The 18,127-nt window shown below is 36.9% G+C and carries 17 protein-coding genes; 14 read left to right on the top strand and 3 right to left on the bottom strand.

Annotated features, from left to right (window positions below; all coding sequences use genetic code 11):
* Positions 1–57 precede the first annotated feature (57 nt).
* The 3 genes from ACSYSF_RS01725 to ACSYSF_RS01735 all read left to right on the top strand — a co-directional run bounded on the left by ACSYSF_RS01725 (position 58) and on the right by ACSYSF_RS01735 (position 2,452).
* On the top strand, positions 58–189 hold the full coding sequence (locus ACSYSF_RS01725) for a hypothetical protein (protein ID WP_489868005.1): 132 nt from the start codon (positions 58–60) through the stop codon (positions 187–189).
* Positions 190–268: 79 nt separating this feature from the next.
* A complete protein-coding gene (gene lepA, locus ACSYSF_RS01730; protein ID WP_489868006.1) occupies positions 269–2,092 on the top strand; it encodes a translation elongation factor 4 in 1,824 nt (607 codons plus the stop codon).
* A gap of 117 nt (positions 2,093–2,209) precedes the next feature.
* The gene (locus ACSYSF_RS01735; RefSeq protein WP_489868007.1) at positions 2,210–2,452 is read left to right on the top strand and encodes a type B 50S ribosomal protein L31; all 243 of its coding nucleotides are present in this window, start codon (positions 2,210–2,212) and stop codon (positions 2,450–2,452) included.
* Positions 2,453–2,586: 134 nt separating this feature from the next.
* Here the strand turns inward: ACSYSF_RS01735 and ACSYSF_RS01740 are convergent, their stop codons facing one another.
* Positions 2,587–3,414, bottom strand: coding sequence for a hypothetical protein (locus ACSYSF_RS01740; RefSeq protein WP_489868008.1), 828 nt, complete (start codon positions 3,412–3,414; stop codon positions 2,587–2,589).
* Positions 3,415–3,724: 310 nt separating this feature from the next.
* Positions 3,725–4,033 (bottom strand): hypothetical protein, encoded by a 309-nt coding sequence (locus ACSYSF_RS01745; protein WP_489868009.1) that lies wholly within the window; start codon positions 4,031–4,033, stop codon positions 3,725–3,727.
* Positions 4,034–4,509: 476 nt separating this feature from the next.
* Here ACSYSF_RS01745 and ACSYSF_RS01750 point away from each other — a divergent pair, with 476 nt between their 5' ends.
* Positions 4,510–5,862, top strand: coding sequence for a Na+/H+ antiporter NhaC family protein (locus tag ACSYSF_RS01750; RefSeq protein WP_489868010.1), 1,353 nt, complete (start codon positions 4,510–4,512; stop codon positions 5,860–5,862).
* On the opposite strand, the gene ACSYSF_RS01755 is transcribed toward ACSYSF_RS01750, so the two are convergent.
* Positions 5,846–6,235 carry a ribonuclease HI family protein gene (locus tag ACSYSF_RS01755; protein ID WP_489868011.1) on the bottom strand — a complete coding sequence of 130 codons (390 nt, stop codon included), beginning with the start codon at positions 6,233–6,235 and terminating at the stop codon, positions 5,846–5,848. The two genes, ACSYSF_RS01750 and ACSYSF_RS01755, sit on opposite strands and share 17 nt — an antisense overlap.
* Positions 6,236–6,323: 88 nt before the next feature.
* On the opposite strand from ACSYSF_RS01755, the gene ACSYSF_RS01760 reads away from it, so the two are divergent.
* From ACSYSF_RS01760 to ACSYSF_RS01805, 10 genes are all read left to right on the top strand, one after another.
* On the top strand, positions 6,324–6,695 hold the full coding sequence (locus ACSYSF_RS01760) for an EbsA family protein (RefSeq protein ID WP_489868012.1): 372 nt from the start codon (positions 6,324–6,326) through the stop codon (positions 6,693–6,695).
* Positions 6,696–7,601, top strand: a complete 906-nt coding sequence (locus ACSYSF_RS01765; protein ID WP_489868013.1) for an RluA family pseudouridine synthase — start codon at positions 6,696–6,698, stop codon at positions 7,599–7,601. It begins immediately after the preceding gene.
* Between the two features lie 193 nt (positions 7,602–7,794).
* Positions 7,795–8,307 (top strand): bifunctional pyr operon transcriptional regulator/uracil phosphoribosyltransferase PyrR, encoded by a 513-nt coding sequence (gene pyrR, locus ACSYSF_RS01770; protein WP_489868014.1) that lies wholly within the window; start codon positions 7,795–7,797, stop codon positions 8,305–8,307.
* 66 nt (positions 8,308–8,373) lie between these two features.
* Positions 8,374–9,459 carry a carbamoyl phosphate synthase small subunit gene (locus tag ACSYSF_RS01775; protein WP_489868015.1) on the top strand — a complete coding sequence of 362 codons (1,086 nt, stop codon included), beginning with the start codon at positions 8,374–8,376 and terminating at the stop codon, positions 9,457–9,459.
* Positions 9,456–11,936: an ATP-binding protein gene (locus tag ACSYSF_RS01780; RefSeq protein ID WP_489868016.1), complete on the top strand. Its 2,481-nt coding sequence runs from the start codon at positions 9,456–9,458 to the stop codon at positions 11,934–11,936. Before ACSYSF_RS01775 ends, ACSYSF_RS01780 begins: the two co-directional genes overlap by 4 nt.
* A gap of 70 nt (positions 11,937–12,006) precedes the next feature.
* Positions 12,007–13,053 (top strand): peptidylprolyl isomerase, encoded by a 1,047-nt coding sequence (locus ACSYSF_RS01785; RefSeq protein ID WP_489868017.1) that lies wholly within the window; start codon positions 12,007–12,009, stop codon positions 13,051–13,053.
* A 190-nt stretch (positions 13,054–13,243) separates the two neighbouring features.
* Positions 13,244–14,539 carry an adenylosuccinate lyase gene (purB, locus tag ACSYSF_RS01790; protein ID WP_489868018.1) on the top strand — a complete coding sequence of 432 codons (1,296 nt, stop codon included), beginning with the start codon at positions 13,244–13,246 and terminating at the stop codon, positions 14,537–14,539.
* A 122-nt stretch (positions 14,540–14,661) separates the two neighbouring features.
* Positions 14,662–15,606 (top strand): sugar-binding transcriptional regulator, encoded by a 945-nt coding sequence (locus tag ACSYSF_RS01795; RefSeq protein ID WP_489868019.1) that lies wholly within the window; start codon positions 14,662–14,664, stop codon positions 15,604–15,606.
* Between the two features lie 341 nt (positions 15,607–15,947).
* Complete coding sequence (locus tag ACSYSF_RS01800) at positions 15,948–17,081, top strand: NAD(P)-dependent malic enzyme (protein ID WP_489868282.1); 1,134 nt, start codon at positions 15,948–15,950, stop codon at positions 17,079–17,081.
* 48 nt (positions 17,082–17,129) lie between these two features.
* The gene (locus ACSYSF_RS01805; RefSeq protein ID WP_489868020.1) at positions 17,130–18,116 is read left to right on the top strand and encodes an AEC family transporter; all 987 of its coding nucleotides are present in this window, start codon (positions 17,130–17,132) and stop codon (positions 18,114–18,116) included.
* Positions 18,117–18,127 lie beyond the last annotated feature (11 nt).

Here is an 18,127-nt window from a genome sequence, read left to right on the forward strand (position 1 = left end):
ATTGAAGTCTTATTTAAAATAAAAAATATTAATTATTTACAAAAAGGAGATAGAAAAATGCTTAAATGGATAATTATCATAATTTTATTAGTGCTTTTTATTTATACGCAAAGCCGTCAAAAACAATTTGATAAATCAGTTGAAAAAAAGGCTAAAGAAATGACGGACGAATTAGATAAAAAAGAATGAAATAATGGGTACTACCATGATATTAAGAATACTTGTATAATAATAGGGACAAAATAAATACAGTATAGGAGCGCAAAAAATGAATATAGAAGAAATGCAGGCGCGCCAAAGTCATATACGTAATTTTAGTATTGTGGCTCACATTGATCACGGTAAGTCAACAATATCAGATCGTATTTTAGAAGCAACACATACGGTAACTGAGCGTGAAATGCAGGATCAATTATTAGATACCATGGATTTGGAACGCGAACGTGGTATTACGATTAAGATGAATGCGGTTGAGGTTCACTATACAGCAGCCGATGGTGAAAATTATATTTTCCACCTAGTTGATACACCAGGGCATGTAGATTTTTCATATGAAGTCTCACGTTCTTTGGCTGCAGCTGATGGAGCCATTTTGGTAGTGGATGCGGCTCAAGGAGTTGAAGCTCAAACATTAGCGAATGTATATCTAGCTATCGAAAATGATCTAGAAATTTTGCCAGTTATCAATAAGATTGATTTACCAGCAGCGAACCCAGAAGGTGTGCGCACTGAAATTGAAGACGTTATTGGTATTGATGCGTCTGATGCCGTATTAGCTTCAGCTAAGAAGGGCATTGGTATCCCTGAGTTGTTGGAAAAGATTGTGACGGATATTCCAGCACCTGAGGGTGATTTAGAAGCACCATTGCAAGCACTTATCTTTGATTCAGCATACGATTCATATAAAGGTGTTATTTTAACTGTGCGGATTAAATCTGGTGTGCTAAAGCCAGGTGAAAAAATTAAATTCATGAATTCTGGTGCTGAATATGAAGTGACAGAAGTTGGCGTTAATTCACCGTCACCAATTAAGCGCGAGTTCTTAATGGCAGGTGATATTGGCTATGTGGCTGCCTCAATTAAAAACATTCGTGATGCTCGCCCAGGTGATACGGTGACACATACAGATCGACCAGCTGCGGAACCATTACCAGGTTACCAACCAATGACGCCAATGGTGTACTCAGGACTATATCCAACGGATAATGCAAAATATAATGATTTACGTGATGCATTGGAGAAGCTACAATTGAATGATGCTTCTTTGGAATTCGAACCAGAAACATCACAAGCACTTGGTTTTGGTTTCCGAACTGGTTTCTTAGGCTTGTTACATATGGATGTTATTCAAGAACGTCTGGAACGTGAATTCGATTTGGATTTGATTACAACGGCACCATCGGTTACGTATCATGCTTATACAACAGATGATGAAATGGTTGAGGTTGCTAATCCATCCGAATTACCAGATGTTTCAGAAATTAAAACAATTGAAGAACCATTTGTGCATGCGCAAATTATGGTGCCGAATGACTATGTTGGTGCGGTCATGGAATTGGCGCAAGCAAAACGTGGTGAATTTGATACGATGGATTACTTGGACACTAATCGTGTCAACGTTAAGTACTATATGCCATTGTCAGAAATTATTTTTGATTTCTTTGATAAGTTAAAGTCAAGTACACGTGGTTATGCTTCGTTGGATTATGAAATATCAGGTTATCGTCAATCTGATTTGGTAAAGATTGATATTTTGTTGAATGGGGATAAAGTTGATGCGTTGAGCTTCATTGTTCACCGTGACTTTGCCCAAGAGCGTTCTCGGGTTATTACTAAGAAATTAAAGGAAATTATTCCACGTCGTAATTTCGAAATTCCTGTGCAGGCTGCAGTCGGTTCTAAGATTGTTGCTCGTTCAACAATTAAAGCTTATCGTAAAGATGTGACGTCACGTATTCACACAGGTGATCCTGACCGTCGTGCCAAGTTGTTAGATAAGCAAAAACGTGGTAAGAAACGTATGAAAGCCGTTGGAACGGTTGAAGTGCCACAAGAAGCCTTTATGGCAGTGTTAAAGGCTGATGAAGACTAAAATTTTCAAAATCGTTTTCGTTGAACACCTATCATTTTGTAATGATTTATGTTACTATAATTTAGTTAAATAAACTGACTCTGTTTTTTATAAGATCAGGGCGATAAGGAGAATATAATGAAGGCTGAAATTCATCCAGATTACCACAAAGTGGTTTTCGTTGACTCAACTACTGGTTACAAGTTCTTGTCAGGTTCTACACGTACTTCTGATGAGACTATCGAATTTGAGGGTGCTACTTACCCAATGATCCGTGTTGAAATTACTTCAGATTCACACCCATTCTACACAGGTAAGCAAAAGTTTACTACTGCAGATGGTGCTGTTGATAAGTTCAACAAAAAATATGGACTTGCTTAATTACAAATCCTTACAAAAGCCGTTGTATAGCGCTAATTGCGTATACAACGGCTTTTTTGTTTATAAAGTTAGTATATAAAGTTACGTACACTAATGTTTGGTTGCAAGAGTGTTTTTATCATGATAGTTATCTATTAATTATTTAAATCTAATGATATATCATACTCGTGGTTTGAATTTTCATCATCATAGTCATCAGTTTCGTAATCCCCATCAAATCTAAATCTTAAATTATTGATTGAATTAGAAGTATTTAATGAACTAACTGGAATGGTAATATTTCCGGTTTTTTGGGCATTAGCCGATATTTCACCGTCCCAGCTTTCATCAGAATCAGCTTCGTGTTGTTCACCGTTATCAAGTACTAAAGTACCTTGTGTTGGATAAATATCAATGTCTCTTGTTGGTGCAACTGTCATATTGATTCTAACGAAACCATTAGTATCGAAGTTACCATCATTTGCTGAATCATATTTATATGTCTTAGCTAACTTATAAACAGTTACAGAGTTAACTGTTACATTAGTTCCTGCCCAGCTATCATCTGTGTAGGCCACTTTGTAAGTTTTTGAATCTTTAATATTATATTTTTCGTAATTAACAGTAATAGACTCTTTTTTGTTGTCATCATCAGAATTAGATGACTTAGTAGAAGAAGCTTTAGCGCTTGAAGCGGGTTCAGCTTGTGGTGCTTCAGTTGCCTTGTCAATAGCGTTTGAATACATAGATTGTGTAGCTATTACAATTACTAATGCGAACACTGAAAGGGCAGAACCAATCCATGATAATAGTTTTTTGTGCTTTCTGTTTGAAAATAACCCAACAATTCCAAATACAAAACCAATAACTGCGACAATTGCAGCAAAATTATTTATAAATGGTATCCATGACAAAACCAGTGCAATAACACTGATAATAATTGAAATAATACCCAAAACTTTTCTCTCTGGTAACTTTTCCATGAGAAACAACTCCTTAAACAGCTTTTAACGTGGATCATTATTGCACGTATAAAAAGTTAAATTGATGAATTTTTGGCCCATACGATTATTAATCAATTTTTAATATTTATTTTGTAATATAAGGTGGTTCATGACTCACCTATAATTGATTATATATCTTTTAAGACTTAAAATATATTAAAAATATTCCAAGAAAATGTAGGCAATCAATTTCATTCTAAACATTCCATAAAAAATCCCCACAAATTGAACCTTACTTCAATTCGTGGGGAATATTATTTATTTAAAACATGACATGTTTATAATCAATTTAGCTGACGTCTAAGCTGCTTTCAATTTTGAAAATTGTACTTGTACTATATAAAGTATTTGGATCTTGCTCTAAGTAGAAGTAGTCACTATTGTGAAGGTAATTAACTAAATCAGGCGCTAAACCTAATTTGTTATCATAATCGCCAAATTCAACGGGGCCAAAACTATGTACTTCTTCAGGGACAAATGGTTCTGCATCTGCGGATTCAGACTCTACTGTATAGAATGGACCCACAAAGTAAACCATACTGTGTTCGCTGAGTGTTAATTTCTCACCATTTACAAAGGTAATCGTAGTAACTGGCATTATTATGTACTTCCTTTCATCATTGTCGAGAGCGTCAAGCGAGTTTACAACACCCGCCTATTAAAATAGTATCACAAATTGACAAAAGAAGGTTGTAAGAGGGGACAAAGTTACATCATAATAAGTTGTTGACAGTCCCGTTTTTGATGCGTACAATGGCCTTTATGAGTAGAACATTTCATTGTATGTCAGAGAAGCTACGGTAGCTGTGAGTAGCGCAGGTGGAATGATTGAATTATTTAAACATCATAAATATTTTAAAGAGAGTTAGTTTTTGCGTACTAACTAATTTTTGGGTGGTACCGCGGAAGCTTTTCGTCCCAGTGATGAGTCAAATGATTTGTCACTGGGACTTTTTTATTGTCGAAAGGAGTAAAACATTGGGGTATTAGAGCAAATAAATCATACTGGTGGTCTTAGCCGATATCTTCTTTCCTATTCTAATGACACATTGTTAATTATTAAGGAGAAGAAAAATGAATAAATCAGTAACATTTAAGCAAAGTATGATTGTATTAATCATGGTCATTATCGTTTTTAGTGGCGGTATTTTAGGCTTTGGTTTGTCACCAAATGTACCATTAGTTGTCAGCATTATTTTAGTTATGCTATACGCGAAACTACGGCATACAACATGGCAAACGATTCAAAGTCAATTACTAAAAGGAATTGAAAAAGCTTTAGCACCATTATTTTTGTTTTTACTAATTGGAATGCTAATTGGCCTTTGGATGGAAACAAATACTATTCCAACATTATTGTGGGCTGGATTACGTTTAGCAAACGTTGAATGGTTTTTACCTAGTGCTGTTTTGATTATGGCTATTATGGGAACTATGATTGGGTCCGCATTTACAACACTAGCAACGGTTGGTGTTGCTTTAATGGGCGTTGGTACAGCAATTGGTTTTGATCCCGGTGTTGTCGCTGGTGCGTTATTGTCAGGGGCTATTTTTGGTGATAAGAGTTCACCATTATCTGATTCAACGAATTTAGCATCATCGATTGCTGGAACCGATTTGTTCGCTCATATTAAAAATTTGATGTGGACCACAATTCCAGCTTTGTTAGGGTCATTGTTAATTTTTATATTTTTAAGTCAAAAAATGTCAGCTACCAGCAATGTTAATGAATTACAACATTTAGCATCTTTGTTATCACCAAACTGGTGGTCAATTTTACCATTAATCTTATTGTTCATTATGGCTTGGCGCCACGTCCCAGCGATTCCAACATTACTTGTCAATATTGCTTTTACTGGCATTATGTTTATGTTTAACCATTCTGTGCAACAATTTTCTGATGTTATTTTGAATGGTTCAACCACAAATATTAAAAATGAAATGTTAGCGAATTTATTGAATCGTGGTGGCATGTTATCAATGATGCCGACAGTTATCATTATTATGCTGGCCTTAGCATTAGGTGGATTACTCACTGAGCAAGGTATTTTAAATGCCTTTATGACGCCCTTAGTTAGACGAATTAAAACTCGTGCAGGAGTCATAACTGGTACCATTATTACCGGAATTTCAGCGAACTTTTTAATTGGCGAACAATACTTATCAACAATTTTGCCCGGTCAATTATGGCAAGAAAGTTTTAAACGTTTAAAAATTAGTCCCTTAACACTCGGCCGTTCATTAGAAGATTCTGGAACAGTGATTAATTACTTAGTACCATGGGGTGTTGCCGGTAGTTTTGCTGCCCAGACACTTGGTGTGTCAGTAACAACCTTTGCACCATTTACATTTTTTGCTTTGTTATCACCAGTATGTTCATTAATTAGTGCTTGGACCGGTATTGGTCAAATTAAGCATGATGAATAGCTTGCCATGCTAATTGATGAGCACCATTATTTTGCTTTTCAGGCAGCCAATTGGCGATGAATAATTGATAACGATCCTGGTAGGTTAGTAACTGGGTTATTTGCTCACTGAAATGCTTAGCATAACGTTTTTTGATGCTATCAATCACGATTTTTGAGTCTGAATAATACATGACGGTATCGGTGGGTTTGGCAATGTTTGCCAATTCTTTAAAAGCCCAGATGGCAGCAGCAAATTCTGCTTCATGATTTGACATGATACCTAGGTACTGATGTTTTTGAATTTGTTGACCATTATATAGGATAACTAAGCCGGCTCCGCTACGGCCAGGGTTACCTTGAGTGGCTGCATCAGAATATATTTTGATTAACATGACAAGTACCTCCAAGTTTATTATACTAAAAGGCAGAGACATTCTGAGATGATTTGGTCATATTAAACAAATCAGAAAGGATTTAAGAATGAAAGGCTATTATCAACCAGCCGGATTATTAGGTTGGGTTAACTGGATTTGGATTCTAATGATTGCAATGTTTGCAATTGTGATGCAATTAGAAATAACCCATTTAAATATTTGGACAATTGTCGCAGCAATTATTTTTTTTGTGGTTGCTTTATTAACTTATTTTAGACGCCGGGTCATGTTAGAAAATGATGCCCTTTGGATTATGCCAATGTTTGGTGTGCATACTGATAAAATTCGGTTTAATGAAATGCAACATGTGCAATTTACAAAGCGTACGATTATGTTTAGCTATGAGGGCGAACGCTACAGTTATTGGATGAATAAAAAGTTTTTAAACCAAATACAAAAGGAAATTAAAGGTAAGTAAATGACTGAAGAAACATTGATGATTGATGAACAAACCGGTCGTTTAGATAAAGTGGTAGCGGATGAATTTACCGATTACACACGAACACAAATCTCTAAATGGATTGATGAAGGTGTTCTCCAAGTTAATGGTGCAATCAAGAAAGCCAAATATAAAGTGCACGAAGGGGATGTTATCACCTTTACTGTGCCAGAACCCGTTGTGTTGGATGTTAAACCAGAAAATATTCCGTTAGATATTATCTATGAAGATGATGATTTATTGGTTGTGAACAAGCCGCAGGGGATGGTCGTTCATCCAGCTGCAGGACATCCAGACGGTACATTAGTGAATGCCTTGATGTATCATACTAAATTATCAACAATTAATGGTGTGATTCGGCCAGGGATTGTGCATCGTATTGATAAAGATACTTCAGGACTTTTAATGGTCGCTAAAAATGATTATGCACATGAGGCATTATCAGCTGATTTAAAAGCTAAAAAGAATTTACGTCAGTATTATGCATTGGTGCATGGTGAATTTACTGAAAACAAAGGGACGATTAATGCACCGCTTGGTCGTTCAAAATCAGATCGTAAAAAGCAAGCAGTTATTGCTGGTGGCCGTGATGCAGTGACCCACTTTGAAGTGGTACGACGCTATGTTGGTTATACATTATTACGAGTAACGTTAGAGACTGGTCGAACGCACCAAATTCGTGTGCACATGGCTTATATTGGTCATCCAGTTGCTGGTGATCCATTATATGGACCAAAGAAAACATTGTCTGGTAATGGTCAGTATTTACATGCAGCTACATTAGGTTTAACGCAACCAACAACACATGAAGACTTACAATTTGAGGCACCTTTGCCTGAATATTTTGAACAAATGCTGGCTCAATTACAGCCATATGCTGAATAGTTAAGTAGAATGTTCGCAAATATTTTTGAACATGATAAAATAAACAATATAATAATTGAATTCTTAAGGTAATTCTGTGAGATTACTAGAAGGCAACGTATAATAAAGCGAACGAGACGTTACCCTTTTATATTAAGAGAGTAGGGTCTCCTTTTTTATAGGACGTAAATTAAAAGAGAAAAAGGGATAGATTATGGCAAAAGAAATTGTTGATGCAATGGCAATGCAACGTGCACTTACAAGAATTACTTATGAAATTATCGAAAAAAACAAAGGTGTCGCTAATTTAGCAATTGTTGGTATTAAAACGCGTGGTGTGTTTATCGCTGAACGTATTGCCCAACGTTTACACCAGTTGGAAAATGCAACAATTCCAGTAATTCCATTGGATATTACGCATTATCGTGATGATGGTAGCCAAGAATCTGGTGAAAAAATTACCTTCAACGAAAATATTGATAACAAACGGATTATCTTAGTTGATGATGTTTTGTTTACGGGTCGTACAATTCGCGCCGCCTTAGATGCCATTATGGAAAATGGCCGTCCAGCTAGTGTTAATTTGGCAGTCCTAGTTGACCGTGGTCATCGTGAGTTACCAATTAGAGCAGATTTTGTTGGCAAAAATATTCCAACAGCAACTTCTGAAAGTATTCGAGTAAAAATGAAGGAATTTGACGGTGCCGATGGGATTGAAATCCAGTAGTTTGTGATCGTCAATTGGGAAGGAGGAATTGTTTAGTGCTAATTTGTGCTAAATGATACCAACGTCATGACAACACGTTATTTAATTTTACAAGATGGTACTGTGTATGCTGGTGAGGCTTTTGGGGCGCCAGCAACTACTTTTGGGGAATTAGTATTTAATACAGCTATGACCGGGTATCAAGAAATCATTACAAATCCCATTTATTATAACCAAATCGTCATGTTTACGACGCCTACAATTGGTGCTGCTGGTATTAATCATTATGCTGATGAAGCCATCGTGCCAACCGTAAAAGGGGTCGTCGTTCGTGAAATAGCTGAAATATCAACGAATCGTTTGCGAACACTTAGTTTAAACGATTATTTAAAACGACATAATGTGCCAGGAATTTCACAAATCGATACACGTGCTTTAACTCGGCATTTACGTGAAACTGGTATTCAAAAAGCTTCAATTGTTGATGAACCTGATGATCATGCCTTTGATCAGTTACGGGCAATGGTTTTGACGAATCAACAAGTTGCCCAGATTTCAACGCCTAAAGCGTATGCTAATCCTGGTCGTGGTGCCAATGTTGTGGTCATTGATTTTGGCTTGAAGAGTGGTATTTTACGTATGTTAAGTGATTTTGATGCTAACGTAACGGTGCTACCATATTCAGCAACGATTGAAGAAGTGACTAATTTAGATCCAGATGGGATTGTCATTTCATCAGGACCAGGTGATCCAAATCAGGTACCTGATACCGCCTTAGAAATTATTCGTGAGTTTGAAAAGCGGGTGCCTTTGTTTGGTATCGGCTTAGGTCATGAATTATTTGCACTGGCGAATGGTGCCCAAGTGATTGAATTATCATCTGCTCATCATGGGATGAATCATCCCATCCGTGAGCAAATTACGAAAGACATTATATTTGCTACTCAGGGTCAAGCATATTATGTTGATCAGGCATCCATTAAAGACACACCTTTGTTTATCACGCATATTGATATTACAGATAATCAAATTCAAGGGTTACGTCACCGTGATTACCCGGCATTTAGTGTGCAATTTTTCCCGGATGCGGCACCAGGTCCTTTAGAAGAAACACAAGCATTTGAAGAATTTATGGAAATGGTGATGGCACGACGAGGAGGTGGCAAGCTATGACTGAACGAGTCTTAATTATTGGTGGTTCCGCTAACGATTTCGGCCGTGAGACTGAAGGTGATGTGGCAGCTTATCAAGTTGCCGATGTCATTAAAAAATACGGTCATGAAGTTGTTGTTGTGGATGATAATCCATACGCATTTACGAATAGCCGTCATGATATCCAAGTGATTGAAAAGTCATTAACCGTTGATAATTTAATGAAGGTGATTGATCAAGAGCACATTACAGCTATGGTGACGTCAGTTGGTGGTTCCACCGCAACGCGCTTAGGTGCAGATATTTTGAAATTAATGGGAAATGGTGCGCCCAGGGTCTTGGGGCTGTCATTACCAGTCATGCAAGCCACGCAAAACACAAAATATTTGCATGAACGGCTAATGCAATTAGATATTCCAACTGTTCAATCACGGTTAGCAAGTAATATTAGTGAGGCATTCGATGCGGTTAGAGACTTTGAATTGCCTATTGTGATTCGACCAGTAGCACCAATGGGTCAAACATTGCGTCTACAAGTAACTGACATGGATGATGTTGAAGATAACGTCCAAACGGCACTTAATCGTTCAATTACTCATCAAGTTAATATCGATAAAAGTATTCGTGGTTATCAAGAAATTTCAATGCTGGTTCTTCGTGATAAGCGGGATACAGCTATTCTAATTGGTGGTGTTGAAGACTTGGATCCAGTCGGTATTCATTCTGCTGATTCAATCGCGGTCACACCAATTCAGACTTTGCCTGATCCGGTATATCAAAAATTACGTGCCACAGCTTTTAAAGTCATTCGTGGTTTTGATGTGGTTGGGATGTTAGAAGTCCGTTTTGCGGTGGATCCTAAAGAAGATGACTTTGTGATTACACGAGTCACACCTTACTTTGATCGTACGGCTGCTTTGTTAGTGGCGGCAACGGGTTATCCATTAGTGCCAGTTGCGACGCGCTTACTTTTGGGTGAAAATCTTGAAGACGTGCAAACACCAGTTATCGGTGCTAATCATACAGCGTTATTAGAACCAACCATGGATCACATTGTGATTCGTTTTCCTATTTTTTCTTTCGGTGAGTTTGAATCTAACGGTGTTAAAACTGAACACCGGTTAAACACTGTCCAAAAGTCTGTTGGTACGACAATTGGAGTGGGACGTAGTGTTGAAGAAGCGCTGGAAAAGGCGATTCGTGCTGCTCACTTTAATAATCGTAATTTTTCACCAACTATTATGAGCGCTTTGACTGATAATGAAATTATTGAGCAACTTATTCATCCCCGTGACAACCGTATTTTTGTGCTCTTAGAAGCATTAAGACGTGGTTACACAGTTGATGAATTAGCCGAAATGACTAAAATAAATGCTTTTTATTTCTATAAATTAAAGCAGATTAATAAACTGGAAGAAACGGTTAAAACAACGCCTTGGCAAATGCCAGTCGTTAAATTGGCGAAATATTATGGTCTTTCTGATGGGCTAATTGCCCGTTTGTGGGATTCAAAATATGAAGAAGTTCGTCGTTATCGCTGGGATAATGGTATTTTGCCAACTTATAAGGCATTTGAACCGTCAGCTGGTGAATTTGAAGAATCAGCTAATCAATATTATTCGACTTTTGAATCAGAAAATGAAAGTACACGTTTGGGTACGCATACGGCGCTCGTGATTGGTGCTGGTGGCTTCCGTCTTGGGGATGGTGCTGCAGCTTCCTATGTAATGGCAATGGTCGTTGCTGAGTTACAAGCGCAAGGTATTCCAACTGTGTTAATGAATAATAGTCCAACTGACTTGATGTTTATGCCTAAATTAGGAAACAAAAAGTATTATGAGCCATTAGAGATATCTGATGTGATGAATGTCATTGAAATTGAGCAACCAACGCAGGTCTTTGTGCCGGGTAATCGTATTAAGTTAATCAACAGTTTGCGTCGTAATGGCATCAACGTACAAGTGATTGCAAAAGAAAAGTATTTACCAAGTAGTATTTCTGATGATGGCTCACATACGATTGTGAATTACTTTTATGATGGCCAAACAATTTATTTGATTGGCATTAGTAATCAAAGTAATGAAGGCATTACGCTAGATCAATCTGAGATGATTGAAGAACGTTGGAACCAAATTCCACGTCCTCAAATGAATTCAGAAACGCCTGGGTTGTACCAAATGATTATCAAAAAAGAGGGTAGTTCCGATGATAGTCTTAATGAAACGCCATTAATGGTTGTTCGGCCAATGCCGTTTACAATGGTTGCTTTTTTGGATAAAGTGACGGGGATTGACTGGATGCGTTTGGTTGTGCGTTATATGTTAAATCGACAAACACATGCCGAACAACAATTCTTAGCGCAATTACAATCATTCAAGTGGCGGATGCCCAAAGCACAATTAACTTATTGGCATGCAGATTTCGAAGAACATATGGAAATTTATCAAACATTAGACAATGGCCGCTATGCAATTGGGGCTACTTATCATTTAATTTAAGTATCTAATGTATTTATATGATAAACTAGACAAGTTGTATTATTAAATTTAAGAAAGAAGGCACTATCCCATGTGGAAAAAAGTAGTAGGTGTGTTAGTCGTAATTGCTGTGGCAGTTGGACTAGCAGCCTGGGGAATTGGTCCCAAGGCACTTGTGACGACCAATTCAGGTAATGTTTCACAAGCTGATTACTATAAAAATCTAAAGAAGTCACCAGCAGGGCAACAAGAATTAGCCAATATGATTATTCAAAAAGTTTTGGATGATAAGTATGGTGACAAGGTTTCTAAGAAGACAATTGATAGCCAATACAAAGATGCTAAAAAGCAATATGGTGCACAATTCTCACAAGCTTTGCAACAAAATGGTATGGATGAAGACAGCTTCAGACAATCATTGGAAATCCAAGCATTGGAGAAGCAAGCTGTGATTGCTGATAAGAATTATTCAAATAAGCAATTACGTGATGCTTATAAGGATTACGAGCCTAAGACGAATGTTTCTGTTATCTTAACGCAATCAGAAGACGATGCTAAGAAGGTTATCTCTGATTTGGATAAGGGTGGCGATTTTGCAAAGATTGCTAAGGACAAGTCAATTGATACGAACACCAAGAAAAATGGTGGTAAGATGAAGGCCTTTGATTCAACTGATGCTAACTTGGAAGATGATTTCAAGACAGCAGCCTTTAAGTTGAAGAAGGGTGAATACACTAAGACACCAGTTCAATCACAATCATCACAAGGTTACTTCATTATCAAGAAGGATTCACAAGACAAGAAGAAGCCATTCAAGTCAATGAAGCCAAAGATGAAGAGTATCTTGGTTGAACAAACAATGTCTGATACTAATGAAGTACAAGCTATTGTTGGTGAAGAACTAGGTAAGGCTGACGTTAATATTAAGGATTCAACATTGCAAAATGTTTTGTCAACATATACGCAAGCAGCCGCAACTGCTAAGACAGCTAAGAGCTCATCTACTGAACCTGAATCATCAAGTTCTAAGGAATCAAGTTCTGAAAAGTCAAGCTCAAGTGAGTCATCAAGCTCAGATGAGTCATCATCAAGTGATAATGGTTCATCAAGTAGCGAAAGCACATCAGAAGATAAGTAGTTAATAGTAAATGAGGTTGGAACATCTTTGTTCCAACCTCATTTTTTTGGTTAATCACCAAAGCGTCTTTGCTCGCGCTCTGTTTTTATTTGTCAAAATGGCTGAAAATACTTCGCATTTACGATACAATAGTTGATATATGTAACAATTTGTTCGTATTTTCGAAAGATGATAAGGGGATATAAATAAGATGATTGATCGTTATACACGTCCAGAAATGGGACGTATTTGGTCGCTTGAAAATCAATACCAATCATGGTTAGATGTTGAAATTGCCGCAACTGCAGGTTGGGTTGCTGTAGGTCATGTACCAGCTGAAGATTTAGTCGCTATTCGTAAGAATGCTAAATTTGATGTTGATCGCATTGCTGAGATTGAAAAATCGACGCGCCATGATGTGGTTGCCTTTACACGTAACGTTTCTGAGTCATTAGGGGACGAACGTAAGTGGATTCATTATGGCCTAACATCAACCGATGTTGTTGATACTGCCCAAGCATTACGTTTACGTCAAGCAAATCAAGTTATTAAAGAAGATTTGCAAACATTAAAGCAAACTTTAGCTGATTTAGCTTTAAAGTATAAAGATACGGTTATGATGGGTCGTACACATGGTGTTCACGCCGAGCCAACGACTTTCGGGCTAAAAATGGCCCGCTTCTATCAAGCAACTGTGCGTAATATTGAACGATTTGATCATGTCGCAGATGCAATTGAAACTGGTAAGCTATCAGGTGCGGTTGGAACTTTTGCTAATATTCCACCAAAAGTTGAAGAAGTTGCTATGAAAGAATTAGGCTTAACAGCTCAACCAATTGGTTCACAAATTTTGCCACGTGATTTGCATGCTGATTATATGACGACCATTGCTATTATTGGTTCAAATCTAGAAGAAATCGCAACTGAAATTCGTAGTTTGCAACGTTCTGAAATTCATGAAGTTGAAGAAGGATTCCGTGGTGGCCAAAAGGGATCATCAGCAATGCCTCACAAACGTAATCCAATTGGATCAGAAAATATTGTTGGCTTGTCACGTGTATTGCGTGGTTACTCAGTAACAGCGTTGGAAGATGTGACATTATGGCATGAACGTGATATTTCACATTCCAGTGCTGAACGAATTACTTTAGTGGATGGCACAACGGTTGTTGATTATATGTTGCATCGGATGACAAATATCTTGAGTAACTTGCAAGTCTTCCCAGAAACCATGAAGCGTAATATGACGCGAACATATGGTTTGATTTATTCACAACGCTTATTGCTTAAGTTAGTGGATGCTGGTTTATCACGTGAAGCAGCTTATGATACAGTGCAACCATTAACAGCCCAGTCATGGGATAAGCAATTGCAATTCCGTGATTTAGTTGATGCAGACGAAACAATTACATCTAAGCTATCTAAGGCTGAAATTGATGATGCTTTTGATTATCATTGGCACTTAAAGCATGTTGATGATATTTATAAGCGGTTAGGATTGCTTTAATGACGGTCAATGAGAGCAAGTTTTTCTGAGTCTGATTTTTGTTTTTAAAATATTTAAAAAGTGTTGAATTTTTTGAAATATGCTATAGTGTAAATAAATTACAAGAATAAGTAGGAGAACCTATGGACAGGAAAGACTTTCTGGCTAATATTTCCCAAGATTTTTATATTTCTCAGTTAAGTCTTGCTGAAATATCCGAGAAGTATAATATTAGCCGTTATTTAGTGAATAAATCGTTAGCAGATGCACGTGAGAGCGGCATTGTCAAAATAGAAATTAATATGCCAACAACACGTAATGTCGAGTTGGAACAAGAAATAAAAAAAGCCTTCGACATTAAGAATGTTTACGTCATTCGATTTGCTGAAAATCCTAATGACACGATTCAAAATACAATTAATTTTGCAGCAGAACATATTCAATCATTAATTCACAATAATGATATTGTCGGTACGACTTGGGGTGGTACCATTTATGAAGTCATATCAAAATTTCAAAGTAAGGTTTTGGAAAATGTGACTTTCACACAATTTATTGGTGAAAATATGAAGTATGATTCTTCAGCTGGTACGACACGGATGGTTGAACGTGCTGCATATAAGTTTGCGGCAAATTATTTAACCATGGTTGGTCCACTATATATTGTTAATGATGAAGTGCGTCAAGGATTAGCAAATGAGATTTCGGTGCGTAAAACTTTTTCGGCTGGGCAACGCATGAACCTCATTTTTACGGGTTTAGGTACATTGGCTTCCATTAATTCAATTCCAGCATGGCACCAGGGAATTAATGAAATATTCCCAGGTGTCAATATTGATGAAATTGTTGGTATGTTATATGGTCGACCTTATGATATCAATGGCCGTTTCTTGAATATTGAAGCAGACAAAACATTTGGTGTTGGTTTAGCTGATATTTTAGCGACACCACGACGGGTTGCAATTGTTAAAAGTAAATTTAAAACCAATGCGACGTTAGGAGCGTTACGTGGTGGGTTAATTACTGATTTAATTACAACAGAATCAGTCGCTAATCGTATTTTAGCAGATCAAGATAATCACAAATAATGAGTTAAGTATGGGGGAGCGAGAACAAAAGCGGGTTCAGCTTTTGTGAACGCGTTTATGCCATAAAAATTACAGGCTCATAATTCAAATAATTTTAACAATCAGAGGTTGGAACATTTTCATTTGTCTCAACCTCTTTTTTTATATCAAAAAAGTAAGTAGCGTAGCATATTAGTTTAAAAATTTAAAAATTAACGGCACTATATTTTAATTATTTAAAATATAGTGTTTTATTTTTTAAAATTTAGGGTTACAATTATAAATGTTAACAAATGAACATGCGCACGTTCGAATTTTAGGTTTTATAAATTGAATTATTAGAGGTGTAAATCGTGGTTGATATGAATAAGGTGCTCAAATTGCACGAAAAACATACCGGTGTCTTAGGCATTGATTCAGCCTTCGATGTTACTAATCGAGCTGAACTTGGCGAGGCGTATACACCAGGTGTTGCAGATTTGGCAAAACTAATCGAGAAAGATGAAGCCCAAAAAAATAAATATACGATGAGTGGTAAATTGGTTGCCATTATAACTGATGGCTCAGCTGTACTAGGACTTGGCAATGTTGGACCATCAGCTGGGTTACCGATTATTGAAGGGAAGGCTTTATTGTACAAAGACTTTGCTGATGTTAATGCAATTCCATTGGCTTTAGATCAGGTGCCTATTGATGACTTTGTTGAGACGGTGAAAAATATGTCGAAGTCGTTTGCTGGTATCCATTTGGAAGACATTGCAGCACCTCGTGTATTTGAGATTGAAGAAAAGTTAGCCAATTCATTAGATATTCCCGTCTATCATGATGATCAAACCGGAACGGCGATTGTTGTGATGGCTGGCTTAATTAATGCAGCTAAATATGTTGGCAAGTCATTGAAAGATCTAAAAATTGTTATTAACGGTGTTGGTGCTTCAGGAGTTGCTACAGCAAAGATTTTACTAACTGCAGGTATTAAACAACTTACATTAGTAGATATTAATGGGGTGGTTCACAACGATGACGAACGTTGTAACAAGTATCAACGTGAGTTAGCCACACGAGTCATACAAAGTCCTGGCAGTACACTTGATGATGTTATTGATGGGCAAGATGTTTTTATCGGGCTATCTGATGCTAACGTATTGTCAGCTAATCAAGTGAAGCGTATGGCTACAAAGCCAATTGTCTTTGCTTTAGCAAATCCTGTACCAGAAATTGATCCAGATATTGCTAAACAAGCGGGGGCGGTCGTGGCAACTGGATCATCACAATGGCCAAACCAAGTTAATAATATTTTAGCTTTTCCAGGGTTATTTAAAGGTTTGCTAGCTAGTGGTTTGAAGAAAGTAGATATGCCATTGCAAATTAAAGTAGCTGAAGGACTAGCAAATATGATCAAAGAGCCAACCGCCGAAAGTATCATTCCAGGTGTCTTCGATGATGGGGTTGTCGAATCGGTCACAAATGCCGTTTTAGCTTATGCAAAAGATTAAAACGGTCAGTAAATGAATTAAATATTTAAAGTAGAAGGTGAAAATAGCATGGGAGTATTTTGGAATTCTATTCAATCAGTATTAGCAATTATTTTACTGATGGCGGTTGGATATTTTGCACAAGGTAAAGGATATTTTTCAGAGGGATTTTCAGATTCATTATCAAAGTTAATTATGAAGATTGCTTTACCAGTTTCGATTTTCAATGCAATGTTAGAGCGATTTAATCCTTCGCAACTATCAAAATTAGCTGCCGGATTAATTTATGTTATTTTGTCAATTTTAATTGGTTATGTTGTAACGTCTTATGTCGTTAAATTCTTGAAAGTACCACGTGGACGTCGTGGCTTGATGGTCCAAGCTATTAATGGTGCTAATACCGTATTTATTGGGATGCCATTGAACACAGCACTATTTGGACAAACTTCAGTGCCATATCTATTGGTCTACTATATTATTAATACAATTATTGTCTGGACACTTGGTGTTTGGGTGATTGCTCAAGATGATCCAACAAATGGTGCTGATGGTCAAAAAGTCAAGTTTGATTTATCTCATCTATTACCAGTGCCATTGTATGGATTTATCGCAGCATTACCATTTGTTTATATCGAGCCATTAAAGCATGCGTATGAATCATTAACCTTTTTAAGTCAGACTTTTGTGCCAGAACTAGGTAGTTTAGTAACACCATTATCATTGATTTACATTGGTATTATGCTACGTAACTTTGGCTTGAAGAATATGAAGTTCGATAGCCATGTCATCTTGAGTTTGGGTGGTCGTTTCATTTTGTCACCTATCATTATGGTTGTTTTGATTTTGTTGGGTGGCCATTTATTTGGCATTCAACTTAATACAGTTTTCCAACAAACTTTGATTATTCAATCAGCAACCCCAACGTTGGCTGTATTACCAATTATGGCTAATGAATATCATGGAGATGTTAAGTTTGCAACCAATATTGTGGTTTCATCATCGGTCTTATTCATTATTGTTGTACCAATAATTATGATGTTACAAACACTTTTATAAAAGGTTAGTCT

This window comes from Weissella sp. ESL1139, assembly GCF_058506735.1.

Bases quoted from the DNA above. Each gene is read 5' to 3' on its own strand.
- ACSYSF_RS01725 (WP_489868005.1), top strand. From the start codon at position 58: ATGCTTAAATGGATAATTATCATAATTTTATTAGTGCTTTTTATTTAT.
- lepA (WP_489868006.1), top strand. From the start codon at position 269: ATGAATATAGAAGAAATGCAGGCGCGCCAAAGTCATATACGTAATTTT.
- ACSYSF_RS01735 (WP_489868007.1), top strand. From the start codon at position 2,210: ATGAAGGCTGAAATTCATCCAGATTACCACAAAGTGGTTTTCGTTGAC.
- ACSYSF_RS01740 (WP_489868008.1), bottom strand. From the start codon at position 3,414: ATGGAAAAGTTACCAGAGAGAAAAGTTTTGGGTATTATTTCAATTATT.
- ACSYSF_RS01745 (WP_489868009.1), bottom strand. From the start codon at position 4,033: ATGCCAGTTACTACGATTACCTTTGTAAATGGTGAGAAATTAACACTC.
- ACSYSF_RS01750 (WP_489868010.1), top strand. From the start codon at position 4,510: ATGAATAAATCAGTAACATTTAAGCAAAGTATGATTGTATTAATCATG.
- ACSYSF_RS01755 (WP_489868011.1), bottom strand. From the start codon at position 6,235: ATGTTAATCAAAATATATTCTGATGCAGCCACTCAAGGTAACCCTGGC.
- ACSYSF_RS01760 (WP_489868012.1), top strand. From the start codon at position 6,324: ATGAAAGGCTATTATCAACCAGCCGGATTATTAGGTTGGGTTAACTGG.
- ACSYSF_RS01765 (WP_489868013.1), top strand. From the start codon at position 6,696: ATGACTGAAGAAACATTGATGATTGATGAACAAACCGGTCGTTTAGAT.
- pyrR (WP_489868014.1), top strand. From the start codon at position 7,795: ATGGCAAAAGAAATTGTTGATGCAATGGCAATGCAACGTGCACTTACA.
- ACSYSF_RS01775 (WP_489868015.1), top strand. From the start codon at position 8,374: ATGACAACACGTTATTTAATTTTACAAGATGGTACTGTGTATGCTGGT.
- ACSYSF_RS01780 (WP_489868016.1), top strand. From the start codon at position 9,456: ATGACTGAACGAGTCTTAATTATTGGTGGTTCCGCTAACGATTTCGGC.
- ACSYSF_RS01785 (WP_489868017.1), top strand. From the start codon at position 12,007: ATGTGGAAAAAAGTAGTAGGTGTGTTAGTCGTAATTGCTGTGGCAGTT.
- purB (WP_489868018.1), top strand. From the start codon at position 13,244: ATGATTGATCGTTATACACGTCCAGAAATGGGACGTATTTGGTCGCTT.
- ACSYSF_RS01795 (WP_489868019.1), top strand. From the start codon at position 14,662: ATGGACAGGAAAGACTTTCTGGCTAATATTTCCCAAGATTTTTATATT.
- ACSYSF_RS01800 (WP_489868282.1), top strand. From the start codon at position 15,948: ATGAATAAGGTGCTCAAATTGCACGAAAAACATACCGGTGTCTTAGGC.
- ACSYSF_RS01805 (WP_489868020.1), top strand. From the start codon at position 17,130: ATGGGAGTATTTTGGAATTCTATTCAATCAGTATTAGCAATTATTTTA.